The sequence below is a fragment of the Micromonospora sp. NPDC047753 genome (genome assembly GCF_040642735.1).
Lineage (GTDB): Bacteria > Actinomycetota > Actinomycetes > Mycobacteriales > Micromonosporaceae > Micromonospora.
The window spans coordinates 1-3,060 of record NZ_JBEYSL010000661.1 but is presented as its reverse complement, the minus strand read 5'-3'; the positions used below and the strand labels follow the sequence as shown (position 1 = coordinate 3,060).

Here is a 3,060-nt window from a genome sequence, read left to right as displayed (position 1 = left end):
CGCGGGGCGACCGGCGCGGGGGTGGGGTTTAGGGGTTTGGGGTGCTCAGGCTGGCGGAGGCGGCGTCTCTGGCGGTTTCGCGGGGCATCAGGCGGCCGGAGCGGTAGCCGATGCCGATGCCGGCGATCAGCACGAAGATCGCGCCGAAGGTCTGCAACGAGCCGATCAGGGCACCACCGAGGCCGAGCAGCGGCGCGGCGATGATCAGCATGACGCCGTCGCCGAGGCTGAAGGTGCCCGAGCGGGCCACCGCCCACCCGGTGAGGAACCAGCCCGCGCTGTAGAACGTCGCGCCGAGCAGGACCAGCGACCGCGCGGTGGTGCCGAAGACCGGCGTCTGCTCCTCGAACCCGGCGAAGGGCAGCATCAGCACGGTGCCGGCGATGCTGACCAGCAACCCGGCGGCGGCCACCCGGCGGCTGCGGGTCGCGGCCAGCAGCCCGGTGAGCGCCAGCAGCGCGAGCAGGCCGAGCCAGACCGCGGCCACCCAGCCGATCAGGTAGACCGCCCGGCCGTCGGCCGGATAGGGGTCGTTGCCCACCCCTCCGTCGCTGGCCATCGCCACCGCACCGTAGAGGATGGCGTACGCGGGCAGCAGCCAGACCGCCGCCCGTGCGAACCGACGCAACGACCAGGCCCAACTGGCGTTCGTGGCGGGGGCGCCCGGGGTCGGCTCGCCGACGAAGGGCAGTACGCCGAACCCACCACCGCCGCGCCGGGAGCCCAGCGGGGCGACCGGGTCGTGCGCGCCGGGCACCGGGGCCGAGGACCACATCCGCTTCGCCGGATCCTTCATGCGTCACCTCGCTCGTCGTCGAGCGGTGCACCGACGCGCCGGGGCGCCCCGATTGCCTGGTCACCACCCGTCCTAGGACCGATCGTGGCAGGCGTCGGAGCGCCCCATGAGTCTTTCTCGTATTTAGCCGACCGAGCGGCCGGCGTATCGGATCAGCCGCGCTCGCGCTGGTCGGCCGGGTCCTCGACGAGGCTGGTCGGGGACACCGGCTCCGGCGCGGGCAGCCCTTGCGGCCCCTTGCCGCCGGTGGCCTGCGCCTCGGCGACGCGTACCTCGTCGTGGATCTGCTGGGCAGCGTCCGCCGCCGCCTGCGCCGCCGCCGCAGCCTCCCGCTCGACCTGGCTCGCGTGTTCGGCTGCCTCCGGTGCGGGCAGGTCCCCCACCATCTGGCTCAGCCCGCCCAGCGCGCCACCCATGCCCTCCAGGGCCTTGGTCAGCTCGGCCGGGACGATCCAGACCTTGTTGGCGCTGCCCTGGGCGATCTGCGGCAGGGCCTGCAGGTACTGGTAGGCGAGCACCTTCTGGCTCGGGTTGGCCTGGTGGATCGCGTCGAAGACCGTCCGGATCGCCTTCGCCTGACCCTCGGCCTGCAGGATCCGGGCCTGCCGGTCACCGTCGGCCCGCAGCACCGCGGACTGCTTGTCACCCTCGGCGGTGAGGATCACCGACTGCTTGTGCCCCTCGGCGGTGAGGATCGCCGCACGACGGTCCCGCTCGGCGCGCATCTGCTTCTCCATGGAGTCGCGGATGCTGGCCGGCGGCTCGATCGCCTTGATCTCGACCCGGGTCACCTTGATGCCCCAGCGGCCGGTGGTCTCGTCCAGCACACCCGAGAGGTGCCTGTTGATCTCGTCCCGGCTGGTGAGCGCCCGCTCCAGATCGAGCGAGCCGATCACGTTACGCAGCGTGGTGACGGTCAACTGCTCGATGGCCTGAAGGAAGCTGGAGATCTCGTAGGTCGCCCGGACCGAGTCGACCACCTTGAAGTAGAGAACCGTGTCGATCGAGACCACCAGGTTGTCCGAGGTGATCACCGGCTGGGGCGGGAAGCTGACCACCTGCTCCCGCATGTCGACCTTGGTACGGACCGCGTCGATGAACGGCACCAGCAGGTTGAGGCCGGGGTTGAGGGTGCGCTTGTACTTGCCGAGCCGTTCCACCACGTCCTGGCGCTGCTGCGGCACGATCCGCACCGCCTTGGCCAGCGTTATCACGGCGATCAACGCCACCGCGATGATCAGCACACCTATGACCGTCATCGGTTCACCCTCTCGCTTCCGGCAACTCGCCGGCGGAAGAAACATCGTCCTGCCACACCAGGGCTGTCGCGCCCCGGACCTTTATCACCCGAACCCGTTCACCGGGCTCGAAAGTCTGCGTCGTGTCGTACGACCGGGCGGTCCACAACTCACCGTCGATCTTGACCAGGCCGTGCTCGGCGTCCACCCGTTCCAACACCAGTGCCGTGGAGCCCTCGATCGCCTCCACGCCGAACGGCTGCTCGCCGCTCTCCAGCGCGGAGCGGCTGTGCCGCCGGATGACCGGTCGGACCACCACCAGGCTCAACGCCGACACCACAGCGAACACCAGTGCCTGCACCGCGACCGGCGCACCCAGTGCGGCCGCACCGGCGGCGGCGAACGCACCGACCCCGAACATGATCAGAAATAGCGTCGTCGTGAAAATCTCGGCGACGGCCAGCACCACACCCAAAACGATCCACACCACGGCGTCCACACCGCAAGGGTGACACGTTAATGCACGAGCAGCCCACCCGTGATCATCAGTAGGCTCGGCGACACGAGCGCCGCCCACCGCATTCACCGGCCGAACGAGGAGATCCCCGTGACCCTGCTGCCCGCGACCGCCCGGCAGATCGACACCCAGGTCGCCCAGGCGCAGATCGACGGACGTACCCCGTCACTGGTGCTGGGCGTGGTCCGCGACGGCACGCTGGTCCACCTGGCCACCGCCGGCGAGCACCCCCGCCCGGACGCCGACCTGCAGTACCGGGTGGGCTCGATCAGCAAGACGATGACCGCCACCTTGATCATGCAGTTGCGTGACGCCGGCCAGCTCTCCCTCGACGACCCGCTGGAACGGCACCTGCCCGGCACCGCGGCGGGCGCGCTCACAGTGCGTCAGCTGCTCGGGCACGCCAGCGGCATGCAACGCGAACCCGAGGGCGACTGGTGGGAGCGGAGCGCGGGCGCCGACCTGGCCAGGCTGCTTGACGGCCTCAACGCCGACAAGATCGCCTACCC

Annotated in this window: 4 protein-coding genes; 1 reads left to right on the top strand and 3 read right to left on the bottom strand. The window is 70.5% G+C overall.

What is annotated here, in order from left to right; translation table 11 throughout:
• Window positions 1–28: 28 nt before the first annotated feature.
• The 3 genes from ABZ749_RS32740 to ABZ749_RS32730 form a co-directional block, all read right to left on the bottom strand.
• Window positions 29–796 carry a hypothetical protein gene (locus tag ABZ749_RS32740; RefSeq protein WP_357234705.1) on the bottom strand — a complete coding sequence of 256 codons (768 nt, stop codon included), beginning with the start codon at window positions 794–796 and terminating at the stop codon, window positions 29–31.
• A gap of 152 nt (window positions 797–948) precedes the next feature.
• Window positions 949–2,055, bottom strand: coding sequence for an SPFH domain-containing protein (locus ABZ749_RS32735; protein ID WP_357234702.1), 1,107 nt, complete (start codon window positions 2,053–2,055; stop codon window positions 949–951).
• Window positions 2,056–2,059: 4 nt separating this feature from the next.
• A complete protein-coding gene (locus ABZ749_RS32730) occupies window positions 2,060–2,533 on the bottom strand; it encodes an NfeD family protein (protein ID WP_355009697.1) in 474 nt (157 codons plus the stop codon).
• A gap of 108 nt (window positions 2,534–2,641) precedes the next feature.
• Here ABZ749_RS32730 and ABZ749_RS32725 point away from each other — a divergent pair.
• Window positions 2,642–3,060 (top strand): serine hydrolase domain-containing protein (locus ABZ749_RS32725; protein WP_357234707.1); only part of this gene is annotated, 419 nt, incomplete at its 3' end.